Source organism: Bradyrhizobium sp. IC3123 (genome assembly GCF_020193625.1).
Taxonomy (GTDB): Bacteria; Pseudomonadota; Alphaproteobacteria; order Rhizobiales; family Xanthobacteraceae; genus Bradyrhizobium; species Bradyrhizobium yuanmingense.
Window position 1 is genome coordinate 407395 of record NZ_JADYVF010000001.1, and the last position, 24695, is coordinate 432089.

Annotated in this window: 25 protein-coding genes and 1 pseudogene; 16 read left to right on the forward strand and 10 right to left on the reverse strand. The window is 65.2% G+C overall.

Annotated elements, in window-relative coordinates; all coding sequences use genetic code 11:
* Window positions 1–231 precede the first annotated feature (231 nt).
* The 7 genes from I6F20_RS02140 (at window position 232) to blaOXA (ending at window position 8255) form a co-directional block, all read left to right on the forward strand.
* Window positions 232–1638: a DegQ family serine endoprotease gene (locus I6F20_RS02140; protein WP_036027581.1), complete on the forward strand. Its 1407-nt coding sequence runs from the start codon at window positions 232–234 to the stop codon at window positions 1636–1638.
* Window positions 1635–2972, forward strand: coding sequence for a replication-associated recombination protein A (locus I6F20_RS02145; protein WP_225113222.1), 1338 nt, complete (start codon window positions 1635–1637; stop codon window positions 2970–2972). Before I6F20_RS02140 ends, I6F20_RS02145 begins: the two co-directional genes overlap by 4 nt.
* Window positions 2973–3024: 52 nt before the next feature.
* Entirely contained in the window at window positions 3025–4239 is a 1215-nt protein-coding gene (locus I6F20_RS02150) for an RluA family pseudouridine synthase (protein ID WP_036041468.1), read from the forward strand.
* Window positions 4240–4652: 413 nt separating this feature from the next.
* The gene (locus tag I6F20_RS02155) at window positions 4653–5444 is read left to right on the forward strand and encodes an ATP12 family chaperone protein (RefSeq protein ID WP_225124908.1); all 792 of its coding nucleotides are present in this window, start codon (window positions 4653–4655) and stop codon (window positions 5442–5444) included.
* 56 nt (window positions 5445–5500) lie between these two features.
* Window positions 5501–7102, forward strand: a complete 1602-nt coding sequence (gene fliK, locus I6F20_RS02160) for a flagellar hook-length control protein FliK (RefSeq protein ID WP_225124909.1) — start codon at window positions 5501–5503, stop codon at window positions 7100–7102.
* Window positions 7099–7362, forward strand: coding sequence for an EscU/YscU/HrcU family type III secretion system export apparatus switch protein (locus I6F20_RS02165; protein WP_025036968.1), 264 nt, complete (start codon window positions 7099–7101; stop codon window positions 7360–7362). The genes fliK and I6F20_RS02165 overlap by 4 nt, the downstream gene beginning before the upstream one ends.
* Window positions 7363–7436: 74 nt before the next feature.
* On the forward strand, window positions 7437–8255 hold the full coding sequence (blaOXA, locus tag I6F20_RS02170; protein ID WP_225124910.1) for a class D beta-lactamase: 819 nt from the start codon (window positions 7437–7439) through the stop codon (window positions 8253–8255).
* Between the two features lie 48 nt (window positions 8256–8303).
* Here blaOXA and I6F20_RS02175 read toward each other — a convergent pair whose 3' ends face one another.
* The 3 genes and pseudogenes from I6F20_RS02175 to I6F20_RS02185 all read right to left on the reverse strand — a co-directional run bounded on the left by I6F20_RS02175 (window position 8304) and on the right by I6F20_RS02185 (window position 10077).
* Window positions 8304–8741: a hypothetical protein gene (locus tag I6F20_RS02175; protein WP_225124911.1), complete on the reverse strand. Its 438-nt coding sequence runs from the start codon at window positions 8739–8741 to the stop codon at window positions 8304–8306.
* Between the two features lie 191 nt (window positions 8742–8932).
* Complete coding sequence (locus tag I6F20_RS02180; protein ID WP_225124912.1) at window positions 8933–9523, reverse strand: hypothetical protein; 591 nt, start codon at window positions 9521–9523, stop codon at window positions 8933–8935.
* A 150-nt stretch (window positions 9524–9673) separates the two neighbouring features.
* A pseudogene (locus tag I6F20_RS02185) lies at window positions 9674–10077 on the reverse strand (DUF4260 domain-containing protein).
* A gap of 140 nt (window positions 10078–10217) precedes the next feature.
* Between I6F20_RS02185 and I6F20_RS02190 the strand changes: the two are divergent.
* Window positions 10218–11750, forward strand: coding sequence for an acyl-CoA carboxylase subunit beta (locus I6F20_RS02190; RefSeq protein ID WP_225124913.1), 1533 nt, complete (start codon window positions 10218–10220; stop codon window positions 11748–11750).
* 110 nt (window positions 11751–11860) lie between these two features.
* Window positions 11861–12208: a hypothetical protein gene (locus I6F20_RS02195; RefSeq protein WP_225124914.1), complete on the forward strand. Its 348-nt coding sequence runs from the start codon at window positions 11861–11863 to the stop codon at window positions 12206–12208.
* A 120-nt stretch (window positions 12209–12328) separates the two neighbouring features.
* On the opposite strand, the gene I6F20_RS02200 is transcribed toward I6F20_RS02195, so the two are convergent.
* A complete protein-coding gene (locus I6F20_RS02200; protein WP_193374987.1) occupies window positions 12329–12481 on the reverse strand; it encodes a hypothetical protein in 153 nt (50 codons plus the stop codon).
* A 75-nt stretch (window positions 12482–12556) separates the two neighbouring features.
* Complete coding sequence (locus I6F20_RS02205) at window positions 12557–13210, reverse strand: glutathione S-transferase family protein (RefSeq protein ID WP_225124915.1); 654 nt, start codon at window positions 13208–13210, stop codon at window positions 12557–12559.
* Between the two features lie 130 nt (window positions 13211–13340).
* Here I6F20_RS02205 and I6F20_RS02210 point away from each other — a divergent pair, with 130 nt between their 5' ends.
* Both I6F20_RS02210 and I6F20_RS02215 read left to right on the forward strand, forming a co-directional pair.
* Window positions 13341–13655: a hypothetical protein gene (locus I6F20_RS02210; RefSeq protein ID WP_225124917.1), complete on the forward strand. Its 315-nt coding sequence runs from the start codon at window positions 13341–13343 to the stop codon at window positions 13653–13655.
* Window positions 13656–13797: 142 nt separating this feature from the next.
* The gene (locus I6F20_RS02215) at window positions 13798–14085 is read left to right on the forward strand and encodes a twin-arginine translocation (Tat) (RefSeq protein ID WP_109143375.1); all 288 of its coding nucleotides are present in this window, start codon (window positions 13798–13800) and stop codon (window positions 14083–14085) included.
* 153 nt (window positions 14086–14238) lie between these two features.
* Here I6F20_RS02215 and I6F20_RS02220 read toward each other — a convergent pair whose 3' ends face one another.
* The 3 genes from I6F20_RS02220 to I6F20_RS02230 form a co-directional block, all read right to left on the reverse strand.
* Window positions 14239–14490 (reverse strand): GCG_CRPN prefix-to-repeats domain-containing protein, encoded by a 252-nt coding sequence (locus I6F20_RS02220; protein ID WP_225124919.1) that lies wholly within the window; start codon window positions 14488–14490, stop codon window positions 14239–14241.
* 192 nt (window positions 14491–14682) lie between these two features.
* Window positions 14683–15693 (reverse strand): alpha/beta fold hydrolase, encoded by a 1011-nt coding sequence (locus I6F20_RS02225; RefSeq protein ID WP_225124921.1) that lies wholly within the window; start codon window positions 15691–15693, stop codon window positions 14683–14685.
* Between the two features lie 159 nt (window positions 15694–15852).
* Window positions 15853–16551: a winged helix-turn-helix domain-containing protein gene (locus I6F20_RS02230; RefSeq protein ID WP_225124924.1), complete on the reverse strand. Its 699-nt coding sequence runs from the start codon at window positions 16549–16551 to the stop codon at window positions 15853–15855.
* Window positions 16552–16709: 158 nt separating this feature from the next.
* On the opposite strand from I6F20_RS02230, the gene I6F20_RS02235 reads away from it, so the two are divergent.
* The 3 genes from I6F20_RS02235 to I6F20_RS02245 are packed head-to-tail and all read left to right on the forward strand — an operon-like array spanning window position 16710 to window position 18254.
* The gene (locus tag I6F20_RS02235) at window positions 16710–17018 is read left to right on the forward strand and encodes an NIPSNAP family protein (protein ID WP_036011128.1); all 309 of its coding nucleotides are present in this window, start codon (window positions 16710–16712) and stop codon (window positions 17016–17018) included.
* A gap of 24 nt (window positions 17019–17042) precedes the next feature.
* Window positions 17043–17393 (forward strand): antibiotic biosynthesis monooxygenase family protein, encoded by a 351-nt coding sequence (locus I6F20_RS02240; RefSeq protein WP_036011104.1) that lies wholly within the window; start codon window positions 17043–17045, stop codon window positions 17391–17393.
* 51 nt (window positions 17394–17444) lie between these two features.
* Window positions 17445–18254, forward strand: a complete 810-nt coding sequence (locus I6F20_RS02245; protein ID WP_225124926.1) for an isocitrate lyase/PEP mutase family protein — start codon at window positions 17445–17447, stop codon at window positions 18252–18254.
* A gap of 159 nt (window positions 18255–18413) precedes the next feature.
* Here I6F20_RS02245 and I6F20_RS02250 read toward each other — a convergent pair whose 3' ends face one another.
* Entirely contained in the window at window positions 18414–18803 is a 390-nt protein-coding gene (locus tag I6F20_RS02250; protein WP_036011109.1) for a hypothetical protein, read from the reverse strand.
* 164 nt (window positions 18804–18967) lie between these two features.
* Between I6F20_RS02250 and I6F20_RS02255 the strand changes: the two genes are divergently transcribed.
* Window positions 18968–19612 (forward strand): trimeric intracellular cation channel family protein, encoded by a 645-nt coding sequence (locus I6F20_RS02255; protein ID WP_128264739.1) that lies wholly within the window; start codon window positions 18968–18970, stop codon window positions 19610–19612.
* Window positions 19613–19667: 55 nt separating this feature from the next.
* Here the strand turns inward: I6F20_RS02255 and I6F20_RS02260 are convergent, their stop codons facing one another.
* Entirely contained in the window at window positions 19668–20915 is a 1248-nt protein-coding gene (locus I6F20_RS02260; protein WP_225124927.1) for a c-type cytochrome, read from the reverse strand.
* Between the two features lie 284 nt (window positions 20916–21199).
* Between I6F20_RS02260 and I6F20_RS02265 the strand changes: the two genes are divergently transcribed.
* Window positions 21200–24691: an indolepyruvate ferredoxin oxidoreductase family protein gene (locus I6F20_RS02265; RefSeq protein ID WP_057029661.1), complete on the forward strand. Its 3492-nt coding sequence runs from the start codon at window positions 21200–21202 to the stop codon at window positions 24689–24691.
* The last annotated feature ends 4 nt before the right edge of the window (window positions 24692–24695 follow it).

Genomic DNA, 24695 nt, shown 5'->3' on the forward strand with positions numbered 1-24695 from the left:
CGAGCGGTTGCGTCGGTTCCTACTGATGCAAATTCGCCGCAACCGAATCCGCCTCACACCACCATGCAAGATGACGCACATCATGCCAATCCGCCGCCGGGCAAATGGCCGATTCGCACGGCACCCTTGCATCCCGGACACGGCTTCGAGGCGGCCGAATATTGCCCTCCGGCGCTCTTCTATTGGGGGGCGAACGCGCCTATATTCCGGCGTCATTTCCAAGAGGTAGGAATGTTTCGAGCGACCTGGACTGCCGCCCTTACGGCGCTGTGCATAGCCTTTTCGGCCACCTTCAATCCGACTGCAGCGCAGGACCGTCGGGTCCCGTCGTCGCCGGCCGAGCTGCGGATGTCCTATGCGCCGATCGTGCAGCGGGTGCAGCCGGCGGTCGTCAACGTCTATGCCGCAAAGGTGGTGCAGAACCGCAATCCGCTACTGGACGATCCGATCTTCCGCCGCTTCTTCGGCGTGCCGGGCCAGCAGCCCGAGCAGATGCAGCGCTCGCTCGGCTCCGGCGTCATCGTCGATGCCTCCGGCCTCGTCGTCACCAACGTCCACGTCATCGAGGGCGCCGACCAGGTGAAGGTGTCGCTGTCGGACAAGCGCGAGTTCGAGGCCGAGATCCTGCTCAAGGATTCCCGGACCGATCTCGCCGTGCTGCGCCTGAAGGACAGCAAGGAGAAGTTCCCGACGCTGGACTTCACCAATTCCGATGAGCTCTTGGTCGGCGACGTCGTGCTCGCGATCGGCAATCCGTTCGGCGTCGGCCAGACCGTGACCCAGGGTATCATTTCGGCGCTGGCGCGCACGCAAGTGGGCATCACCGACTATCAGTTCTTCATTCAGACCGATGCGGCGATCAACCCGGGCAATTCCGGCGGCGCGCTGGTCGACATGGGTGGCAAGCTCGCCGGCATCAATACCGCGATCTATTCGCGCTCCGGCGGCTCGCAAGGCATCGGCTTTGCGATTCCCGCCAACATGGTGCGCGTCGTCGTCGCCTCCGCCAAGAGCGGCGGCAAGGCGGTGAAGCGGCCCTGGCTCGGTGCGAAATTGCAGGCGGTGACGCCCGACATCGCCGAGAGCCTCGGCTTGCGCTCGCCGACCGGTGCGCTGGTCGCGAGCGTGGTGTCGAACGGTCCGGCGGCGAAAGCCGGCCTGAAATCCTCCGACCTCATCACCGGGATCGACGGCCAGATCGTGGATGATCCCAACGCCTTCGACTATCGCTTCGCAACCCGTCCGCTCGGCGGCACCGCGCAGCTCGACGTGCAGCGCGGCGGCAAGTCGGTGAAGCTCACGGTAGCGCTGGAGACCGCGCCCGACACCGGGCGCAACGAGCTCGTCGTCACCGCGCGTTCGCCGTTCCAAGGCGCGAAGGTTTCGACCATCACGCCGGCCGTCGCCGATGAGCTGCGTCTGGATGCCGACACCGAAGGCGTCGTGATCACCGATATCGGCGGCGATACCGCGGCTGCGAGTGTCGGCTTCCAGAAGGGCGACATCATCCTGGCCGTCAACAATCAGAAGATCAGCAAGACTGGCGACCTCGAGAAGGCTGCAGGTGAACGGGCACGGATCTGGCGCATCACGCTGGTGCGTGGTGGCCAGCAGATCAACGTCACGCTGGGCGGATGAGTCCGAAGCGACCAACGGAGACACCGACTCTCTTTGCTGCGGCGGGGCTCGATCACGATGCTCCGCATCCGCTGCCGGACCGGCTGCGCCCGCGTGCGCTGTCGGAGGTCGTCGGCCAGGATCACATCCTCGGCCCGGATGGTGCGCTGACGCGCATGCTGGAAACGCGCACGCTCGGCTCGCTGGTGTTCTGGGGCCCCCCCGGCACCGGCAAGACCACGGTGGCGCGGCTCCTGGCTGACGCGACGGATCTGCATTTTGAGCAGATCTCTGCGGTGTTCTCTGGCGTCGCCGACCTCAAGAAAGCGTTCGATGCCGCGCGCGCCCGTCGCGAGATGGGCAAGGGCACGCTGCTCTTCGTCGATGAGGTGCACAGATTCAACCGCGCCCAGCAGGACTCCTTTCTGCCGGTGATGGAAGACGGCACTGTCGTCATGGTCGGCGCCACCACCGAGAACCCGTCCTTCGAGCTCAATGCGGCGCTGCTCTCGCGTGCGCGCGTGCTGGTGTTTCGCTCGCTCGATGCCGCCGCGATCGAAAAGCTGTTCGTGCATGCCGAAGCCGTCGAGGGCAGGAAGCTGCCACTCGATGCGGAGGCGCGCGCGGTGCTGGTGCGCATGGCCGACGGCGATGGCCGTGCGTCGTTGACGCTCGCCGAAGAAGTCTGGCGTTCGGCGCGGGCGGACGAGATTTTCAATGCCGCGCAGCTGCAGGAGATTCTGCAGCGCCGCGCGCCGATCTACGACAAATCGGCCGACGGCCACTACAATCTCATCTCGGCGCTGCATAAATCGGTGCGCGGCTCCGATCCCGATGCCGCGCTGTATTACCTCGCGCGCATGCTGGACGCTGGCGAGGACCCGCTGTTCCTGGCCCGCCGCGTCGTGCGCATGGCGGTCGAGGACATCGGGCTGGCCGATCCGCAGGCGCTCGTCATCGCCAATGCCGCCAAGGACGCCTTCGACTTCCTCGGCCATCCCGAGGGCGAGCTCGCCATCGCCCAGGCCGTGGTCTATCTCGCCACCGCGCCGAAATCGAACGCGGTCTACACCGCCTTTGGCAGCGCGATGCAGGTCGCCAAGCAGGCCGGCTCGCTGCTACCGCCAAAGCACATCCTCAATTCCCCGACCAAGCTGATGAAGTCGGAAGGCTACGGCTCCGGCTACGCATACGACCACGACGCGCCGGACGCCTTCTCCGGCCAGGACTACTTCCCGGAGGCCCTGGGACGTCAGACCTTCTACGACCCGCCCGAGCGGGGTTTTGAACGCGAGATCAGGAAGCGGCTGGATTACTGGGCCAAGCTGCGCAAGGAGCGGGGCGGCTCGCCCTAGAAGCGGCCATTTCGTCGTGACGGAAGGCCGCTTTTAGGGTACGCAGGCAACCATGAGCCGCCGCATCAAGAGAATGAACCCAAAGCCGCGCTCGCGTGACGAGCGCGACGACTCGCGGCCGCATCAGGCGCGTAGCGCGAAGAAGGCCGGACCGCGTCCGGGTGGCAAGCCCGGCGGTAAGCCGCCGCGCTTTGTTGGCGAGCGCGCCGAGCGGCGTCCGCCCAAAGCGGTCCAGGAGAGGCCTGCGCCTGAAAAGTCCGTCGAGGCGCTGCTACCGACCAAGGTGCAGACCGTCACGGTCACGGCCGACGAGAACAACATGCGCGTTGACCGTTTCCTGGAAGCGCGCTTTCCCGGCCTGTCGTTCTCCCACATCCAGCGTGTCGTCCGCAAAGGCGAGCTGCGTGTCGACGGCAAGCGCGTCGACAGCAAAGACCGGCTGGAGGAGGGACAGAGCGTCCGTATCCCGCCGCTCAAGCTCGATGCGCCGAAGGTCGTCGGCGAGCTCTCGGAGGCCGCGCAGAAGACGCTGAAGGCGCTGAAGGAGATGACGATCTGGGAGGACGACGACGTCCTCGTCCTGAACAAGCCGGCCGGCCTTGCCGTGCAGGGTGGCTCGGGCATGACGCGGCACATCGACCAGATGCTTGAGGTGATGCGCGATGCCAAAGGCCAGAAGCCGCGTCTCGTCCACCGTATCGATCGCGAGACCTCGGGCTGTCTCCTGATCGCCAAGACGCGCTTCGCTGCCTCACACCTGACCGGCGCGTTCCGCTCGCGCTCGGCGCGAAAGGTCTATTGGGCCTTGGTGCCGGGCCTGCCGAAGCCGAAGCAGGGCCGCATCTCGACCTTCCTTGCAAAGGAGGAGGGCGAGGACGACACCATCATGCGCATCGCCCAGCATGGCGATGAGGGCGCCAGTCACGCGGTGACGTACTACGCCGTGGTCGAGACCGCCGGCAACAAGCTGACCTGGGTGTCGCTGAAGCCGGTGACGGGCCGCACCCACCAGCTGCGCGCCCACATGGCCCATATCGGCCATCCCATCGTCGGCGATCCCAAATATTTCAACATCGAGAACTGGCAGCTGCCCGGCGGCTTGCAGAACCGGCTGCATCTGCTCGCACGCCGGATCGTCATCCCGCATCCGCGCGGCGGCGTGATCGACGCCACCGCGCCGTTGCCGCCGCACATGCAGCAGTCGTGGAACCTGCTGGGTCTGGACGCAACCAGATTTGATCCGATCGAGAACGCGCCTGAAGAATAGTGAGGTTGAATAGGGGCGGCTGGCGCACGACATGTTCCCCCATGAGACGATTGTCGATCTGCTTTGCGCTCTTGGCTACTCTGTTGGTAGAGCCGGCCGCCCGCGCGCAATATGTCTCGCCGGACGCGCGCGGCTCGCTCACCGCTGCCTGCGCCGCCACCGCCGCCGAAGATCGAGGTGCCCAAGGTTCCGCAGTTTGACGCGCCGCCGCGCTACAATTACCAGCCGCCCCCGCGCAATTCGTTCAGCGATCGCGTCATGAAATGTCTTCACGACGGCGCAGCCGCAGGACTGGGGCCGGCCGATCGCGGCACGTACGCGCGCATGTGTGCGAACTAGCAGCACTCCTGGTCCTACTGGCGAGGTCGTGACGACACTGGTAATTCGACTGACGACAGGAACAAAAAAACGACATGCGCGAATTGTTCGAAGAAGCTGCGGGGCAGCCCCCGCCTGATCCCCGGGAATCGGCGCGCGCGTCCGCGCGCACGCCGCTGCGCAAGCGCTTCTACAAGGAGGCCGGCGTCGTCGACGCCGAGGGCGGCTTCGCCATCACTCTCGACGGCAAGCCGATCCGTACGCCCTCCGGCCGCCAATTGGTGATCCCGACGCGCGCGCTCGCAGATAGTGTCGCCGCAGAATGGTCCGCCCAAGGCGAGGCGATCAATCCCGTGACCATGCCGTTGACGCGCATCGCCAACAGCGTGGTCGAGGGCGTTATCGATCGCGTCGAGCTCGTCAGCGACGACCTCGCCAAATATTTCGAGTCTGACCTGCTGTTCTATCGTGCCGGCCATCCTGAGGGACTGGTCGCCCGGGAGGCCGCGCATTGGGATCCTGTGCTGTCCTGGGCGGCGCAGACGCTGGGTGCGCATTTCATCCTGTCCGAAGGCGTCATGCACGTGAAGCAGCCGGACGAGGCGGTGAAGGCCGCACGGGCCGCGCTGCCCGGCGATCCCTGGTCGGTCGCCGCGCTCCACATGGTGACCACCCTGACCGGATCGGCGCTGCTCGCGCTGGCGCTGGACCAGGACGTGCGCGATGCCGACCAGGTCTGGGCCGCCGCCCATGTCGACGAGGACTGGAACGTCGAGCAATGGGGCTTGGACGAGGAGGCGGCCGCCCGCCGCGCCGCCCGCCTGAAGGATTTCCAGGCCGCTGCGACGGTTCTGGCGGCGGTGAAGCCGCCGGCCGTGCCAGGTTAACGAGAGGTTTACGAGGCAGCGGTTACGGTAGCCAGCATTCCCCTAGGGCTGCCGAGATGCCGACGCCGGTCACCCCCATCGCTCCCGTCAACGCTGCCAGCCGCCCGGCTGATGCGGCGACGCCGGATCTCGTGCTGCAAGCCGGCAGTGTCGTCGATGCCAGGGTGGTCAGCGTGCTCGCCGACAATCTGGTGCGGATCGCGATCGCCAACCTGGCGATGGACGTGATGTCGGAGGTGGCGTTGACGCCGGGGCAGAATCTCCAGCTCGCGGTCTCGCAGAGCAACGGCACCATTCGCCTCGCGGTCATGGGTGGGGCAGGCGAGGCGGCGGGAGATCAGGTCACGCTGACGCCGCGCGCGGCCTCGCTGGTGGAGAGCCCGCCGCTGGCGCCGTCGGTGGCCACGGCACGGAACACCCTCACTCCGTCCGAGCAGGTCGCCGTCCAAACGGCCTCTGCCGACGCCGCGACCAAACAGGGCAGCCAGGCAGCGCTGTTCGCCAACCTGGCCTCCGTCGTGACGAACAGCAAACTGCCCGCAGGGCTGAAGCAGGCGGTGCTCGATGTGCTGGCGCAGCAGACGCCGCTCAACACCGCCCTCGACGGCGGTGATATCGAATCCGCCTTCCAGAAATCCGGATTGTTTCTCGAGTCGTCATTGGCCGCAGGCACGACACCGTCCTCCGGCGCGATCCCGGACTTGAAGGCCGCACTGCTGGTGTTGCGCCAGACCCTGGCATCGACCTCCGGCGCGCCGCAAGCAACTGCGCCAGGTGTGGCGCTGCCGGCGAGTGCTGCGGCAACGACGCAGACCGCAGCCTCCGCGCTGGCGGGCGAAACGGCCCAAGCGGCGTTGCCGGAACTCGCCCAACCGGCGCAAGCGTCGCGCGGTGCGCTCGCTGTCGCCGTGCTGGCCCATGCGGCGGGGAACAATCCTCAAGCCTTGGTGTCGCGCACCATGTCCGGGGGCCTTGCCGCGAGCCTGCTGCAGGAGGTCACGGAAAACCTGCCGCGCCTGACCGGCAACGTGCCGGGCTCCAACAAGTCCGTGCCGGACGCCCATATCTTCGAGGCGGCCGCACACCCGACACCTCCACCGGTCCGCGGTGCGCTGCCGGCGCCTCAGTCCATCGCCGCGCCGTCGCTCGCACCGGATACGCCGCTGGCTGCGACCGTGCATCGTCTGCTCGATGACACCGATGCCGCGATCGCGCGGCAGACGCTGTTGCAAATTGCCTCGCTTCCCGATCGCACCGACGCCAGCGGCCACCGCATCGATCCGGCCGTGCTGCAGTGGAATTTCGAGATTCCGTTCGCGACCCCGCAAGGTACCGCGATGGCGCAGTTCGAGATCTCGCGCGACGGCGGCAATGAGTCGGACGATCCCGCCAAGCGCGCCTGGCGCGCGCGCTTCTCGCTCGATGTCGAGCCGGCCGGACCCGTGCATGCGCTGATCACGCTGAACGGCGACAAGACCTTCGTTCGGATGTGGGCGGAGCGGCCGGTCACGGCGCAGCAGCTCCGCGCCGGCATCGGTGAGCTCAGCCAGGCATTGACGAAGGCCGAGCTCAAGCCCGGCGATATCGTGGTCCGCGACGGCACGCCGCCGGCTCCGGCGCCCGCTCGCGCCGGCCACTTCCTGGATCGCGCCACATGAGCGATCCCTCCAAGCTCGCGATCGCGCTGCATTACGAGAAGGGATCTGGCGCGCCCGTCGTCGTCGCCAAGGGCAAGGGCACGATCGGCGAGAAGATCGTCGAGATCGCCAAGGCCCACGACATTCCGATCGAGGAGAACGAGGTTCTGGCCGGCGCGCTGTCGAAGGTCGAGCTCGGCGACGAGATCCCGCCAGATCTCTACAAGGCCGTCGCCGAGGTGCTGGTGTTCGTGCTGCGGCTGTCGGGCCGGGGGCGGTAAACACAACCTGTCATCGTTTCAACACTTAGCGGCTGCATGGTCGCGCTGGTTTTCGCTGCTCACGGATATCGCTTTTGCTGACCCGCCGTTCCACCCTCGGCCTCCTCGCCGCAACCGCGATCCTGCCTCGACGCGCGCGCGCCCATGTCGCGCCGCCGCGCAATGAAATCCGCGACGCTCTTGCAAAGCGCTTCACCGACCTCGGCACGTCGGGCACCTTCGTCGGCTACAAGGTCGAGGACTATCTGATCGTCGCCAGCGACAAGGAGCGCTCGGGCGAGGGCAAGTTGCCGGCCTCGACCTTCAAGATTCCCAACTCGCTGATTGCGCTCGAGGCCGGTGTCGTCACTGACCCCGACAAGGACGTGTTTGCCTGGGACGGCGTCAAGCGGCCGATCGAGACCTGGAACAAGGATCACACGCTGCGCAGCGCGATCGCGGTGAGCGCGGTGCCGGTCTATCAGGAGATCGCGCGCCGCATCGGCGAGGTGCGTATGCAGCAATATGTCGACGCGTTCGACTATGGCAATCGCGACATCGGCGGCGGCATCGACCAGTTCTGGCTCACCGGGGCCTTGCGCATCGATCCGGTCGAGCAAGTCGATTTCGTCGACCGGCTGCGCCGCCGCGCGCTGCCGATCTCGAAGCGCAGCCAGGATCTCGTCGCCGACATCCTGCCGGCGACCAAGGTCGGCGACGCCGTCATCCGCGCCAAATCCGGTCTCCTGGGCGCCGAGCGCGGCGAGCCGTCGCTCGGCTGGATGGTCGGCTGGGCCGAGAAGGGCGAGGCACATACCGTGTTCGCGCTCAACATGGATTTCAAAGAGCCACGGCACATCGAGGCTCGCATGACGCTGACGCAAGCCTGCCTTGCCGAGATCGGCGCGATCTAGCGCGACCGTGTGGTTGATGGAGAAGCAACCCGATCCCACACGGTCAGCTTAAGCGCGCGGTTGCAGATCAGCCGGCACCTGAACCTCGGTCGTCGCAATCAGGCGCCAATCGGCGAGCGCGGCCAAACGGTGGGGCTCGGCCTCACGCCGGTAATCGGAGTTCAAGACGATCGCTCGAAAGGTCGCGAAGTCAGGGTAACGGACGATTGCGGCGTCGTGCCAGGCTTCGCCTTGCGCGGCCACCAGCAGAGCTCCGACAGATCCAAGCCAAGTTGGCCTGACCCCTTGCGGAGTCGCGATCTTGCGAAATGCGGGGACATAGCGCGTAAAATAGGCTTCGCGGCCGCTACAGGCCGGAAGCTCGGACTTGTCCCGGTACAAGGCCTCATTCCGATAACGGAGAAGATTGATCATGAAGATAGGTTGATCTCCGGGCAGGCTCGAGCCTGCCATCGCGAGTGATGCATTATCGATATCGACGAACATTGTTCTCTCCGGTCGCGGGGTCTTGCTGCGCTGATATCGCTTTCGAACGCCCGGCCTTGTAGTGGATTCGGTGTCACCGCTATGATGACGTCATGGCAACACCACGCAGCCATCGGCAACTCCTCGGCTATTCTGAGCGCCAACCCGGCGGTCCAGCTCGAGCTGAAAGTCGACGATTTCGGGGACGGAGTTCAGGCGTTGTCGGGTTTTGCCGTGAGCGCCCGGTCAATCGCAAAGCCGCCGATCTCGCTCATGGCCTGCGAGATCGGATCACCGCGCCGGGCAAAGCCGCTGGAGAGATAATCGAACTGCGTCCGCGCCAGCCGCAGCACTTCGATCGGCACCGAGACCGCGGTCTCGTTGAGGCTGTCGACGGAGGCGCGCAAGCTGTCGAGCTCCGTCGTGAGCTTGCCGATATGTCTCTCGGCATGCTGCATCAGCTCGAGCAGCTTGCCGCGCTCGGCATCGAAGGCGGCGCGCTCGGCTGCGGTCGCGGCGGTGAACTCGGCGAGCTGTGCCCGCAGCGCCGCGATCTGGCCGACCATGGCGTCGGAGGCGAGTTCGGCGGACTCGCGCAGCACGGCGCTGCGCGTGCTCTCTTCCTGCGCCTGATGATAGAGCCGCTCGGCCGACATCGCCCGCTGGCTCAGCGTCTCGATCATGCTGGCTGCGCGCAGCAGCATCTCGCCGTTCCGCCCCGACACCATGCCGGCCATGCGGCGCAGGAAGTCGATCGTTTCGGACGCTGGGTTCGGCGGCAAGGGGACGACCGTCGCGGACATCTCGGTGATGCCAGTAGGTAGATGCTGGAGCTAGGGCATGATGATCACCGCCGTACCGATTGGGCTCACGCAACATTCGGCGCCTGATCTGACTCGGAGCAAGCCTGAATCGGTCGGCCCGGTCAACCTGCCGGGCTGCCAAATGTGAGGTCAGGAGTCCCTCTGCCGCCCGATCCGCCCCAGGTGGGTGAAGCCGAACCCGGCGGAATATTTCAAGCCGTAGCCGAGCGCCCGGTCGATGCCGATATGGGCAAGCCAGATCAAGGCGATGGAGAGGGTGAGGGGCGAGGCGAGGGCGAAGCCCAGCGTCAGCAGCGCCACCGGCGCCAAGTAGCTGTGGGCGGCGTTGTAGACCATCGCACCGAACCTAGCGTCGGACAGGTAGGCCAGGAAACTCAGATCGGGTACGAAGAACAGCAGCGCAAACACCAGCCACGACCCGTCCCAGGCGCATAGAGCGTCACCATTCCTGCAAACAGGGTGAGGCCCTCCAGCCGCAGCAGGATGTTGACGCCGCCTGTTGCAGCGCCCGTCTCGGCCGTTCCTTCGCTCACGCTCGCCTCCCGGGCAAAACTTTGTAATTCCTTGCGCTTTCCCGCTACGGCAGGGCAGCCCTGCGACGGCGAAAGCGGCTTTCCGGGCCGCAAAATGCCGTGTTAGAACCCGCCCATCACTTAAGAACTGGCGGGAGCAAATGAAACACATCCTGGACGCCCTTGAAGATCGTCGTGCCGGCGCAAAGCTCGGCGGCGGGGAGAAGCGCATCGAGGCGCAGCACGCCCGCGGCAAGCTGACGGCCCGCGAGCGCATCGAGCTTCTGCTCGACAAGGGATCGTTCGAGGAGTTCGACATGTTCGTCGAGCACCGCTCCACCGAGTTCGGCATGGAGAAGAGCAAGGTGCCGGGCGACGGCGTCGTCACCGGCTGGGGCACCGTCAACGGCCGCAAGACTTTTGTGTTTGCCAAAGACTTCACGGTGTTCGGCGGCTCACTCTCGGAAACGCATGCGCTGAAGATCACGAAGCTCCAGGACATGGCGATGAAGGCGAGGGCGCCCATCATCGGCCTCTATGACGCCGGCGGCGCCCGCATCCAGGAAGGCGTCGCCGCGCTCGCCGGTTATTCCTACGTGTTCCGCCGCAACGTGCTTGCCTCGGGCGTGATCCCGCAGATCTCCGTCATCATGGGCCCCTGCGCCGGCGGCGACGTCTATTCGCCTGCGATGACCGACTTCATCTTCATGGTGAAGAACACCAGCTACATGTTCGTCACCGGCCCGGACGTCGTGAAGACCGTGACCAACGAGGTCGTCACCGCCGAAGAGCTCGGCGGCGCCTCGGTGCACGCCACGCGCTCCTCAATCGCCGACGGCGCCTTCGAGAACGACGTCGAGACCCTCTTGCAGATGCGTCGCCTGATCGACTTCCTGCCCTCCAACAACACCGACGGCGTGCCGGAATGGCCGAGCTTCGATGACATCGAGCGGGTCGACATGTCGCTCGACACGCTGATCCCCGACAATCCGAACAAGCCCTATGACATGAAGGAGCTGATCCTCAAGGTCGTGGACGAGGGCGACTTCTTCGAGATCGCGGATGCCTTCGCCAAGAACATCGTCACCGGGTTTGGCCGCATTGCGGGCCGCACCGTCGGCTTCGTCGCCAACCAGCCGATGGTGCTGGCCGGCGTGCTTGACAGCGACGCATCGCGGAAAGCGGCGCGCTTTGTTCGCTTTTGTGATGCCTTCAACATCCCGATCGTCACCTTCGTCGACGTGCCGGGCTTCCTGCCCGGCACCGCGCAGGAATATGGCGGCCTGATCAAGCACGGCGCGAAGCTCCTGTTCGCCTATTCGCAATGCACCGTGCCGCTCGTCACCATCATCACCCGCAAGGCCTATGGCGGCGCCTTCGACGTCATGGCCTCCAAGGAGATCGGTGCCGACATGAACTACGCCTGGCCGACCGCCCAGATCGCGGTGATGGGCGCCAAGGGCGCGGTCGAGATCATCTTCCGCAGTGACATCGGCGACCCCGACAAGATCGCCGCCCGGACCAAGGAATACGAGGACCGCTTCCTGTCGCCGTTCATCGCCGCCGAGCGCGGCTATATCGACGACGTCATCATGCCGCACTCGACAAGAAAGCGCATCGCGCGGGCGCTGGCGATGCTGAAGGACAAGAAGACGGAAATGCCGGCGAAGAAGCACGACAATTTGCCGTTGTAATAGGAGGTAGCCCGGATGAGCGCAGCGAAATCCGGCCCTTTGCCGAGGTCCCGCATGTCGCTTTGCTCATGCGGGCGACAGGCTCCTTCTGATTTGGCACGCTCGATCCAATGACCGAAGACGATCCTTCCGACGAAATCTCCGACATCGAAGATCGCATCGAAGAGCTCGCCGAGATCGCTGAGCGGTGCCGCAAGTACATCCTGGCGTCCAAGATCGCGATCGGTGGCGGGGCGGCGCTGCTGCTGGTGACGATCCTCGGTCTGTTCGGATTTGGTCAGACTGCCGCGCTCGGATCGATTGCGCTGGTGCTCGGCGGGATCGTCTCGCTCGGCTCGAATGTCTCGACGTTGCGGCAGACGGACGAGGCCATCAGTGCTGCGGAGGCGCGGCGTGCGGCGTTGATCGGCAGCATTGACCTCAGGGTCGTTGCCGATGCGCCGCTGAAGCTGGTGTGAGGTGTAGGGTGGATTAGCGAAGCGTAATCCACCAAGGTGTGCGTCATCGGATGGAGAAGTGGCGGATTACGCTATCGCTAATCCGCCCTACGCATCAGACGCCTCCAGCGCCAGCAAGCCTCACGCGGCCTGCTTGACTGTCAGCTCCGACAATTCGGCGCGGCATTCGGCGGCGTAGGCCTGGAGCCGGTCGGCGGTCTGCCGGTCGAGGATGGCCTTGGCCAACCGCTCGGCGCGGGCGATCTGTCGCTTGAGATATTCGATGCGGACCATGGGTCACCTGTCGAATTGAATCGTTCCGATGCCGGCGACTCTATGCCAAGCACAGCATCGATTATGTGAGGTGCATCACGCCCCGCGCGCCTTATCCGCCGCGGCGAAATGCGCCAGCTGGTCGGCGTGGGCCTTGGCGAACGCCGGACGTCCGGTGGCGCGCGCGACGTAAGCGCGGCAGGCAGGACTATCCGTCAGCCCGTTGAAACCATCGACGACGCGCAGCACGTCCGCCATCAGGATGTCGGCGACGGAGAAGGAGCCCGCCAACCATTCGCGGCTGGCCAGCACCGCCTCGAGATGCTTGAGCCGAAGCTTGAGGAAGTCGTCCACGAATTTCCATGCTGCCGTGTCGGTCGGATGTCCCATGAAGTTGGACATGCCCCAGGGCAGGCTGGCCATCTCCACCGAATTGAGCGCCGCGAACACCCACTCCGCCGCTTCAGTGCGGCCGCGCTGGTCCTTTGGCATCAGCCTCTCGCTGAGGCCGCCGAGATGCAGTAGGATCGCGCCGGTCTCGAAGATCGAGAGGTCGCCGTCGGTCAGCCACGGAACCTGGCCGAACGGCTGGTGGGCGAAGTGCGCGGGCCCGCGGTCGTCGAATGGCACGCTGGCGACGCGATAGGGCAAGGCGGCTTCTTCCAGCGCCCAGCGCACGCGGAAGTCACGCACGAAGCCTCGCGGCGCTGCGGGAACCCAATCGAAGGTGGTCAGGGTGAGGTCGGCCATTTCCTGTCTCCGTGTCCTGGTTCGATGCAAAGGACGAACGAAGGGCGCCCGTTCCGACACCGGAGGCAACTCTTTTTGTCGCCGGCGGCTTGAGCGGTTAGTCTCGCGTCAAACAACAGGAGGAAACCCGATGCCAGCAGCCTTCTTCGTCGTTCGCGCCATCGTCTCCGACGCCGAAAAGCGCGCTGCTTTCGACCGATGGTACGAGACGGAACATTTGCCCGACGCGGTGCAGGCCTTCGGCGTGAGCAAGGCGTGGCGATTCTGGAGCCTCGACGATCCCTCGCTGCACCAGGCGATCTATCAGTTCGATGACGAGGCCAAGCTGAACGCGATGCTGAAAGGTGACGCGCTGAAAAAGCTCGTCGCCGATTTCAACCGCGACTGGCCCGACGTGAAGCGCTCGCGCGAGACGCTGGTGCTGGCGCAGGAGTTCGCGACGTAGCGAGGTCCTGTAGCCCGGATGGAGTCACGAATTCTTCATCTCGGCTCGCATGAATCTGAACGCCGGCTTCAGCTTCGGTTCATGGCGTTGCAGCGACATTCCTTCCGCATCACGGGTACGATGATCCAAGAAGGAAGAAACGATGGAGCGCCGGAACTTTTTGAAACTTGCTTTGGGATTGACGGCGGGCGCCGCCGCCTTCGCTGCGACGGCCGCGCAGGCCGCGCCGCTGTCACCGCAGCCGCTCGCTGATCCCGCCCGCACGCCGCAAGGCAATCCCGACGCTCATCCCGCCGTCACCACCAGCGAGGAAGCTGCGCAGCTCGCTCCCGAGCAGGTTCACTGGCGTGGGCGTGGCCGCCACTGGGGCTGGCACCGCCGTCATTGGCGCCGGCATCGCCGGCGCTGGCACCGCCGCCATTATTGGTAAGCTCGCGACCATTCGCGGACTCGACGGGGATCGCCGCTGGCGGTCCCCGTTTCGATTTGGGACGTGCTCCGGTTCCGCGGCGGACAGACCGTCAGCAACAAAAATGGCCGCGCAGGCTTTCGCCGCGCGGCCATTTTGTAGCGGAATAGAAGATCAGTACGGGCGGCAGCGGCCGGCGTACCAGCGGAAGCCGTAGGGGCACACGCGCGCACGCGGCACGACGACGACCGGCGCCGGGGCGACTACCACGGGAGCGGGGCGAACCACGACAGGGGCGCGCATCGGACGGCAGCTACCATAGGGGCCGCGATACCAGCCCGGGCCGCAACCTCCGGCGGCGCTGGCCACCTCGCTGAAACCGACGACCGCACTGGCGAGCGTGACGGCGGCTAACAGGTATTTCATTTTGATCTTCCTTCTTGTCCTTAGGGGCAGGCTTCGGGGGATGACGCTGGTGACGCACAATGAGTCAAGAGACACGATTCGACACGTTAAATCTGGGACGTGCCGACACGTCGCGATCCAAACCTGCCAATCATGACCTGAATGCGGCATGAACGTTCGCCGCATTTGGCCTCGGACGACACGCAGCTGTCGCTAGCGGCCGAGAAAGCCCAGCACCAGTTCCTTGTACGTCTCCGGCGCCTCCAGGAACACGAGATGGCCGGTGTCGGGGATCACCTCGGCCCGCGCGTTCGGCATCTTCGCGGCGAGCTGCTTCGCAAGCTCTGCGTTCTGCCCCATCTTGGCCCGCAGCGCCTCCGGCGCGAGCGGCCGGCCCGGCGCGTTGTGGTCGTCCGCACCCATGATGAACAGAGTCGGTGTCGCGATCAGCGGGATCTCGTGCGCCACCGGCTCACGATAGATCATCTGGCCGGAAGAGACGAAGGCGCGCAGCCAGCGCGGATAGTCCGGGCTGCCCTTGATATTGAAGCGGGCCTCGATGAACGGCGTGATCGCCTCGGCCGGCAGCTTGATTGCGTAATTGGTCTGGAGCTGCTTGCGATAGCCGTCGGCGGTGAGCTTGTCCTCGGTCTCGATCATCTTCTCGGTCGGCGTCGGCGGCACGTAGAGGCGGTAGTCCTCGAGCCCGATCGGCGCGGTCAGCACCAGATGGACGAGGCGGTCGGGATAGGCCCGGGCGACGCGCACGCCGAGCATGCCGCCGAGCGAATGCGCGACGATCTCGGCCTTGTCGACTTTGAGGTGATCGAGCAGCGCAATGGTGTTGCGCGCCAGATTGTCGAAATGCAGCTCGCCCGCCGGCTTGGAAGACTTGCCGAAACCGACCTGGTCCGGCACCACGACACGAAAGCCGGCCTCGCTCAGCATCTTGATCACGGGCGCCCAATAGCTCGACGGAAAATTGCGCCCGTGCAGCAGCACGACGGTGCGGCCGTTCGGCCGTGCCGCGGCGACATCCATATAGGCCATGCTGAGCTGCTCGCCGTCGTTGACGACGGGGAGCAAGTGCACGGGGTAAGGATAGGCAAAGCCTTCGAGCGCGATGCCATAGGGCTCGCGGGGCGTGGCATCGGCGGCGTAGGTCGATGTGAGTTGGAAAGTAAGAAGGGCGGCGGCGAGCGCGGCCAGGAAGATGCGGTTCATCACAGTCTCCGTCATGCCCGGGCTTGTCCCGCCTGCGCGGCCGAAGCCGCTTCGGCGAGGCGAAGGCCCGGGCATCCACGTGCCAGCCGCAATAAAGACGTGGATGGCCGGGTCAAGCCCGGCCATGACGGAAGCGAGAGGGCACACGCAAAAGTGTGATCAGTCCTTCCCACCGCCGAAAAGCGCGGCGAACTGCTTCTCGCCGGTGCGGGTGAAATTCACGACGCGGCTGCCGGGCGTGGGATCGCGCGCGGCCCATTTCAACTCGGCGAACCGTTGCATCATGGCCGCGCCCAACGTGCCGGCGAGATGGTGCCGCCGCTCGCTCCAGTCGAGGCAGGCCTTGCAGACCGGGCGGCGCGGATGGCTGAGCATGTCGGGCGAGATCTGCAGGTGCTTCACAAGAAAGCGCTCGCCCTCGGCGGTCAGCTCGATCTCCTGCTTCTTCTGCCTGACCAGATGCCGCTCGCGCAAGGAGTCCAGCATCTGCACGCCGAGGTCGCCGGCGAGATGGTCGTAGCAGATCCGCGCGCGCCGCAGCGCAGGGTCCTTCGGCCCGGTGCGCACGCGCATATGGCCGGTCCGCGCGGCAAGGCCGGCGAGCCCCTCGAGCACGCCGGCGACGTCGTCGTCGGTGAGGCGGTAATAGCGGTGGCGGCCCTGTTTCTCCGGCTCGATCAGGCCGCCGGCCTCGAGCTTCGACAGATGCGAGCTTGCGGTCTGCGGCGTTATGCCGGCCTCCTGAGCCAGCTCGCTCGCCGTGAGCGCACGGCCGTTCATCAGCGCCGTGAGCATATTGGCGCGGGCGGGGTCGCCAACCAGCGAGGCGACCATGGCGATGTCGGGTCCTGATTTCATGCTTCGATGGTAACCGAAGCGTTGGTGTCGGGCAAGGGCGTATCGTGTCACCACGTCGTCATTGCGAGCGTAGCGAAGCAATCCAGACTGCGTCCGCGGAGGGACTCCTGGATTGCTTCGCTATGCTCGCAATGACGGCGAAAACAAAGGAGCCCATCATGTCCGTCACCGTCTTCATCCGCTACCAGCTCGATCCGTTCAAGCGCGCGCAGTTCGAGGAATATTCGAAGCGCTGGCTCACCATCATCCCGAGATGTGGCGGCGAGTTGATTGGCTACTTCATGCCGCATGAGGGCACCAACAACATCGCGTCCGCCCTGATCTCGTTCGAGAGCCTAGCCGCCTATGAAGCCTATCGCAAACGGCTGCGCGCCGATCTCGACGGTATGGCAAACTTCAACTTTGCCGAGGCGGAGAAATTCATCCTCGCCGAAGAACGCACCTTCCTGCGCAAGGTGGTATTGTAGGCCGACCAACAGCAGGAGACGCCCATGATCGCCGTGATCTTCGAGGTCTGGCCCAAGCCGGAACACCGCCAGACCTATTTCGACCTTGCAGCCGATCTGAAGCCGTTGCTGCAGACCATCGACGGCTTCATCTCGGTCGAGCGCTTCGAGAGCCTGACGGAGAAGGGCAAGATCCTGTCGGTATCGTTCTGGCGGGACGAAGCGGCCGTCCAGGCCTGGCGCAACACGATGGAGCACCGCCGCACCCAGGCCAGGGGCAGGGCGCAGATCTTCGCCGATTATCACTTACGCATCGCCAGCGTCATCCGCGACTACGGCATGAACGATCGCGACGAGGCGCCGAAGGACAGCCGCGCCGTGCATGACGCGCACTAGCGGACTCGAAAACGCAGCCTTATCTCTGCGCGGCTAACAAGGGAGAGAAACATGCACGTGACGACCGCTGACAAGCGCGCGACGTTCAGGAAAATGCACGAGAGCGGCTGCTTCATCCTGCCCAATCCGGTCGATGTCGGCAGCGCGAAAGCCTTGCAGCATCTCGGCTTCAAGGCGATCGCGTCATCGAGCGCGGGCTTTGCCTGGACCATCGGCAAGGCCGACAACCACGTCACCGTCGAGGACGTCTGTCAGCATCTGGCAGCATTGAGCTCGGCTGTCGACATCCCCGTGAACGCCGATTTCGAGGGTGGCTTTGCGGTCGAGCCCGACAAGGTCGCGGACAATGTCGAGCGCGGTGTGCGCACCGGCGTTGCGGGCCTCTCGATCGAGGATTCCACCGGCGACAAGGACAAGCCGCTCTACGATCGCGCGCTGGCCGTCGAGCGCATCAAGGCCTCGCGCAAGGCGATCGGCGACAGCGGCACGCTGCTGGTCGGCCGCTGCGAGGCCTATCTGTGGGGCGTGACCGATCTCAAGCTCGTCATCGACCGGCTCACCGCCTATGCCGATGCTGGCGCCGACTGCCTCTATGCGCCGGGTCTGAAGAGCCGCGAGGACATCGCCGCGGTGGTCAAGGCGGTCGCACCGAAGCCGTTCAATCTTCTGATCGGCGGCTCCGGCCTGTCGCTGCAGGAAGCCCAGGATCTCGGCGTGCGCCGCATCAGCGTCGGCGGCTCGCTCGCCCGCGCCGCCTGGGGCGGCTTCATGCGCGCGGCCAAGGAGATGGCGGAGGAGGGGACCTTCACCGAGCTCGGCGGCGGCTATCCCGGCGGCGAGCTCAACAAGATGTTCGGCTAGAGCATGATCCGGAAAAGTGCGTGGCGGTTTTCCGAGAAGATCATGCTCAAACAATAACCTAAAGCGCGATGACGATTCATCCTAATCCCATCGCGCTTTAGCCAAACGAAGAGCGGCGGGATGTTGCATCCCGCCGCTCTCGCGCATCATTACGAAATGTTACTTCGCGCCGTCGGACGGAGCTGGCGTATTCGGGGCCGGCCTGTTCGGCGCTGCACCCGTGGTCACGCCCGGCTCGGTGTTGCTGCGCGGCGTCACGTCACGCATCCCGGGAGGCGCGGCTGGATTGGTCGGCTGTGTCTGCGCCGTCTGCGAGGCCGGGGTGTTGCTGGCCTCGTTGGTTGTGCTGGAATTGTTCAAGCCGTAGAACACTGCGCCCAGCACCAGGGCGACAGCGACCGCAAACAGCGCGATCTTGCCGCTGGAGGCGGGGCCTTCCCCGAGCTCGGGATCGGCCTGCAGGTCGGCATCCCGGCGCGCCGCGCGAGAGTACTCATCGTCGGCGAGGTTCGGGCGGTACGGATCGTTGGGAAAACGGTCGTCTGCCATCGATTTGGTCTCCTCGGTTATGACCCCGGGACAACCCTCAGGTGCGAGATTCTGTTCCGCCGCCTTGGTGCTTTCGTCGCATGTTGCCTCGGCGTGGGGAATCGGGAACCTGTTCCATGGGAACCCACGCCTGAGTTCGAGGGCCATGGAGGAGGGAACACGCGATGTGGAGCCTGCCGCCTACCGATAGCGTGCTGCATTTCCTGTCCCTGGCCGCGGTGGCGGCGCAGGGCATGACGGCTGCGCTCGCTGCCGGACGCCGCAGCATGGATTGGCTGGGCGTCTGCTTCCTCGGCTGCATCACCGCGCTCGGCGGCGGCACGTTGCGCGATCTCTTCCTCGGACATTATCCGCTGGCTTGGGTGCAGAACCCCATCTATCTCGCGCTCGCCGGCGGCGCCGCCTTCCTCACCATCCTGTTTGCGCGCCTCGTGCACCGGCTGAAGGTCGCCTTCATCGTGCTCGATGCCATCGGTCTCGTCGTCTTCACCATGACCGGCTGCGACGTTGCCTGGCAGATGGGTGCTTCTCTGCCGATCGTCATCGTCTCGGGCATGGTGACGGGCTGCGCCGGCGGCGTGTTGCGCGACGTGCTCTGCAATGACGTGCCGCTGCTGTTTCGCTCCGAGCTCTATGCCAGCGTCTCGGTGGTGACGGGACTGTTCTATGCGACCGCGTTCGGTCTCAAGCTCAACGCGGAGCTCTGGACCATTTTGACATTTGTCCTCGGCATCAGCTTCCGCCTGCTTGCGGTGCGCTACAAATGGGAGATGCCGAAATTCGTGTTCACGGGGGATGAAGAGCGGTGAGCGCTGTCGCGCGCGAATGGCGAATAGCGAATGGTTCTGGGCCATTCGCCACTCGCTATTCCCCATTCGCCTCTCGCTTCCTTGCTTTTGCCACCTGTGCCGGTGTCACCAGCGGGCCTGCATTGCCCCAGGAATTGCGGATGTAGTTCGTCACCGCGGCGATCTCGGCGTCGGACAGCTGCTTGGCGTAAGCCGGCATCTCGCCGGTGTTCGGCGCGCGCGGCGTCGTCACGGTGTGGGCACCGTCGAGGATGATGCGCAAGGTCGAGGACGGATTGATCGATTGCAGCAGCGCATTGCCCGGCAGCGGCGGGTAGATGCGCGGGCTGCCTGTGCCGTCGGCCTCGTGGCAGGCGATGCAGAGCTTTGCGTAGACCGCCTGGCCGGCCTTCATCTCGGCTGCGTCCGGCGGCGCCACAATGGTCTCGCGCCGGGCCGGCGGCAGGCTCTTCAGATAGATCGCGATCGCGCGCACGTCGGCATCGCTCATCTTCGAGGTCGAGTTGACGACGACCTCCGCCATCGGCCCGCCGGCGTGGCTTTTGGCGTTGCGCCCGCTTTGCAGGTACTCCGTGATATCGGCCTCGCTCCAGGATTTCAGCCCGGTGCGGGCGGCGCCATCGAGCCGCGGTGCGAACCAGCCGCCGACCGCGTTGCCGGACAGCGCCTGCGCATCCCGGTCGGCGCCGAAATAATTCTTGGGCGTGTGGCAGGCGCCGCAATGGCCGAGCCCGGTGACCAGGTAGCCGCCTCTGTTCCAGGCCGCGCTCTTGGTCTGGTCCGGCTCGAACAGGCCGGGCTTGAAATACATCGTGTTCCAAAGCCGCATCAGGCCGCGATAGCCGAATGGCCAGCGCAGCTCCGGCGGCTTGTTGCGGCTGGTGACGGGCGCCAGCGTGGCGAGATAGGCGCGGATCGCCAGCGTGTCGTCCTTCGTCATCTTTGTGAAGTAGGGGTAGGGAAACGCCGGGTAATAATTCGAGCCGTCAGGCGCGATGCCGGTGCGCAAGGCGCGGGTGAAATCGGCATCCGTCCAGCCGCCGATGCCAGTGTCACGGTCCGGCGTCAGGTTCGGCGCGTAGATCGCGCCAAAGGGCGTGTCGATGCGCTTGCCGCCCGCGGACGGTTTTGCCGGATCCGCAGTGTGGCAGCCCGCGCAGTCGCCGGCCTCGACCAGCGCCTTGCCATAGGCGATCAGCTCGGGCGATGGTCCGGCGGCGCCGGCCGCGCTTGTGACCGTACTTGCAACCGCACTGCACAATGCCAGGCCCACAAGCGCCAGGCCCGTCAGAATCGTCCGCATCGACAGCCTCTCCTGCGACCCATCGACCCTACCTGCGAGAAGGGAAGCGTCGATTCATTTCGCAACGATGGGGGTATGGTGACACAAACTGAAAATCGCCAACGTGTTTCAGGCCACGAAATTGCGATTTTTACCCGAGGCCTCCTTTGGTCCAGAATTGTGATGCGGAGCATGAAATATCCGACATAGAGTGGCGGAGGTGGTCGGCGCGCCCTAGCTAAAACCAACGGGCAGGCAACGACTTAAGTCAGCAAGACCTGAACAGGGCGCGAAGCGAGGACAGCATGGGCATCAACCAGGGTCCGATCAGTCTCGATCAAAAGTACACCCAGCAGACCGGACACGTCTTCACCACGGGCATCCAGGCCCTGGTCCGCTTGCCGATGGCCCAGATCCGGCGCGACCGCGCCAACGGCCTCAACACCGCGGGCTTCATCTCCGGTTATCGCGGCTCGCCGCTCGGCGGCTACGACCAGCAGCTGTTCGCCGCGCGCAAGCATCTCGAGCAGTACAATATCAAGTTCCAACCCGGCGTGAACGAGGACCTCGCCGCGACCGCGGTATGGGGCTCGCAGCAGCTCAACCTCTCGCCCGGCGCCAAATACGATGGCGTGGTCGGCATCTGGTACGGCAAGGGCCCGGGCGTCGACCGCTGCGGCGACGTGTTCCGTCACGGCAATGCCGCGGGCTCGGCCAAGAACGGCGGCGTGCTGTGCCTTGCCGGCGACGACCACGGCGCGAAATCCTCCACTGTCCCGCATCAGTCCGACCATGCTTTCATGTCGGCACTGATGCCGTATCTCTACCCGTCGAGCATCCACGAGATGATCGAGATGGGCCTGCTCGGCATCGCGATGTCGCGCTATTCCGGCTGCTGGGTCGGCATGAAGGTGATCACGGAGACGGTGGAGACCACCGCCGAGATCGACCTCACCGACGAGATGAAGCCGTTCATCATTCCCACCGATTTCGAGCTGCCACCCGGCGGCCTCAACCTGCGCTGGCCCGACGACCGCTTCGAGCAGGACCGGCGCCTGCAGGACTACAAGGGCTTTGCCGCCATCGCCTTTGCCCGCGCCAATAAGGTCAACCGCGTCACCATGGATTCGCCGAACGCCCGTTTCGGCATCATGGCCTCTGGCAAGAGCTACGAGGACGTTCGTCAGGCGCTACGCGAGCTCGGCATCACCGAGGAGGTCGCCGCCAAAATCGGCCTTCGTCTCTACAAGATCGGCATGCCCTGGCCGCTCGAGCCCGAAGGCGTGCATGAATTCGCCGTCGGCCTGGAGGAGATCTTCATCGTCGAGGAGCGGCGCGAGATCGTCGAGAACCAGGTCAAGCAGGTGTTGTTCAACTGGCGCGACGATGTGCGCCCGCGCATCGTCGGCAAGATGGACGAGCACGACAAGCGCTTCCTGACCTTCGCCGCCGAGCTCAGCGTCGCCTCGCTCGCGACCTCGCTGACCGAACGCCTGCTTCGACTTGATCTCAACCCCGAAATCGCGGAGATGCTCCGCGCCAAGGCCGACTGGTTCAACGGCCGCCAGGCGACCCAGATGCAGGCGGTCGCCCCTGTCTCCCGAACCCCGTATTTTTGCTCCGGCTGCCCCCACAACACGTCGACGAAAGTCCCCGAAGGCAGCCGCGCGCTTGCCGGCATCGGCTGCCATTTCATGGCGCTGTGGATGGACCGCTCGACCGAGACGTTCACGCATATGGGTGGCGAGGGCGTGCCCTGGGTCGGCATCGCGCCTTTCACCAACGAGAACCACATCTTCGCCAATCTCGGCGACGGCACCTACTTCCACTCCGGCATTCTCGCCATCCGCCAGGCGATCGCCTCCAAGGCCAACATCACCTACAAGATCCTCTACAACGATGCGGTAGCCATGACCGGCGGCCAGCGTCATGACGGCGATCTCTCGCCGCAGCAGATCACCCAGCAGCTTTACGCCGAAGGCATCCGCGAGCTCTATCTGGTCTCGGAAAACCCCGACGCTTACCCGGCCGATACCATCGCGCCCGGCGTGAAGAAGTATCACCGCGACGAGCTCGACAACGTCATGAAGATGTGCCGCGAGTTCAAGGGCACCTCGGCGATCGTCTTCGTGCAGACCTGCGCCGCCGAGAAGCGCCGTCGCCGCAAGCGCGGCCTGATGGAGGACCCGGCGCGCCGCGTCATGATCAATCCAACCGTCTGCGAAGGCTGCGGCGATTGCTCGGTGCAGTCGAACTGCATCTCGGTCGAGCCGCTGGAGACCGAGTTCGGCCGCAAGCGCGCTATCAACCAGTCATCCTGCAACAAGGACTATTCCTGCCTGAAAGGATTCTGTCCGTCGTTCGTCACCATCGACGGCGGCGCGCCGCGCCACCGCGCGCCAGCCGAGCTCGCTGAGATCGGCACGCTGCCCGAGCCGGCCTCGCGCCCGACGCTCGACAAGCCCTATAACATCGCCGTCGGCGGAGTCGGCGGCACCGGCGTGCTCACCATCGGCGCGCTGCTCGGCATGGCCGCCCACATCGAGGGCAAGGCCTCGATGATCCTGGATATGTCGGGCCTCGCGCAAAAGGGCGGGGCGGTGCTCAGCCATGTGCGGCTATCAGATCATCCGGCCGAGGTGACCTGCTCGCGCATCGTCACCGGCACGGCCGATCTCGTGCTCGCCGCCGACGAAGTCGTCGCAGTCGCCAAGGACACGATCACCCTTTGTGACACCAGCCGCACCCACGGCATCATCAACAGCCACGTCATTCCCACCGCCGATTTCATCCTCAATCGCGATTTCAATTTCCAGACCCGCAAGCTGAACGGGCTCCTGGAAACGGCGCTGCACAAGGATTCGGTGTTCTTCGACTTCACCAAGCCGGCCGAGCAGCTGCTCGGCGATGCCATCGCCACCAACATGATGATGATGGGCTATGCCTATCAGAAGGGTCTGTTGCCGCTCTCCGCGGAAGCGATCGAGCAGGCGATCGAGGTCAATGGCGTCTCGATCAAGATGAACAAGGAAGCTTTCCGCCTTGGCCGTCTCGCGGTCGCCGACCCCAAGCGCCTTGCCGACATGCTGAAGGGCGGGGACGAAGTGGTCGCGCCGAAGGCGCTCGATGCCATGACGCTCGACGAGGTCATCGAGCACCGCGCCAAGCATCTGACCGCCTACCAGAACGCTCGTCTCGCCAGACGCTATCGCAAGCTGGTCGACCAGGTCCGCGATGCCGCCGCGAAGGGCGGCTATGGCGATGCGCTGCCGCGCGCGGTTGCCGTGAATTATGCAAAGCTCCTCGCCTACAAGGACGAGTACGAAGTCGCGCGCCTCTACACCGACGGCGCCTTCGAGCAGCAGCTTCGCGACCAGTTCGAGGGCGACTTCAAGTTCAACTTCAATCTCGCGCCGCCGATCCTCAGCAGCGGTGTCGATGCGCTGGGGCGCCCCAAGAAGCGCGCCTTCGGCCCGTGGATGCTGAAGGTCTTCCGCGTGCTGGCCAAGTTCAAGTTCCTGCGCGGCACGCCGTTCGACATCTTCGGCCGCAGCGCCGACCGCAAGCTCGAGCGCGATCTCATCGCCGGCTACGAGAAGGACGTCGCCACCGTGCTCGGCCTGTTGTCGCCGCTCACGATCGACACCGCGGTCGAATTGCTCTCGCTGCCCGACCGCATTCGCGGCTACGGCCCGGTGAAGGAGAAGGCCGTACACGACGCCAAGGCCCGCTACGCCCAGCTCGCCGCGGACCTCGCCAATCCGCCACCCGCGCCAAGGCAGATCGCGGCGGAGTAGCCGG